This is a genomic window from Bordetella petrii, assembly GCF_020991325.1.
Taxonomy (GTDB): Bacteria; Pseudomonadota; Gammaproteobacteria; order Burkholderiales; family Burkholderiaceae_B; genus Bordetella_A; species Bordetella_A petrii_E.
In genome coordinates this window covers 1-744 of the sequence record NZ_JAJMLX010000532.1, presented here as the reverse complement: position 1 = coordinate 744, position 744 = coordinate 1, and the positions used below count along the sequence as shown (strand labels likewise).

General features: G+C 68.4%; 1 protein-coding gene. It reads left to right on the top strand.

Features of this window, described 5'->3' with window-relative positions; genetic code table 11:
- Positions 1-731 (top strand): MFS transporter (locus LPZ50_RS25170; protein ID WP_329957709.1); only part of this gene is annotated, 731 nt, incomplete at its 5' end.
- Positions 732-744 lie beyond the last annotated feature (13 nt).

The window sequence follows — 744 nt, the reverse complement described above, 5'->3', positions numbered from 1 at the left end:
TACCGCTGGCCTGGTGGCTGGTGCCCGACCGGCCGGCCAGCGTCGGCCTGGCCCCATATGGCACGCTCCCGGGCACACCCGTAGCGGCCGCCGCCCCGCGCACCGGCCTGCTGGCCGCCACTTTCGGCACGCTGAACCGCGCCATACGCACCCGCACCTTCTGGTACCTGTTCGCCACGTTCTTTGTTTGCGGCTTCACCACCAATGGCCTGGTAGGCACGCACTTGATCGCGCTTTGCGGCGACCATGGCATTCCTGAAGTGCGCGCGGCCGGCCTGCTGGCGGTAATGGGTATTTTCGACCTGATCGGCACCACCGCCTCGGGCTGGCTGACCGACCGCTACGACCCGCGCAAATTGCTGTTCATGTACTACGGGCTGCGCGGCCTGGCGTTGATGTACCTGCCCTATTCCGACTTCTCGTTCTACAGCCTGTCGATCTTCGCGATTTTCTTCGGGCTGGACTGGATTGCCACCGTGCCCCCCACCCTGCGGCTGACCACCGAAGCGTTCGGCGACCGCGACGCGCCCATCGTGTTCGGCTGGATCGTCGCGGGCCACCAGGTGGGTGCCGCGACGGCGGCCTGGATGGCCGGCTTCATCCGCGAAACCCAGGGCAGTTATCTGATGGCGTTCGTGCTGGCCGGTGCCACCGGCCTGGTGGCCGCGGTCATTGCCCTGATGATCCGGCGCAAGCCCGTGGCGGGCGCATCGGCGCCCGCCGCAGCCTGACGCCGCCGCGGCG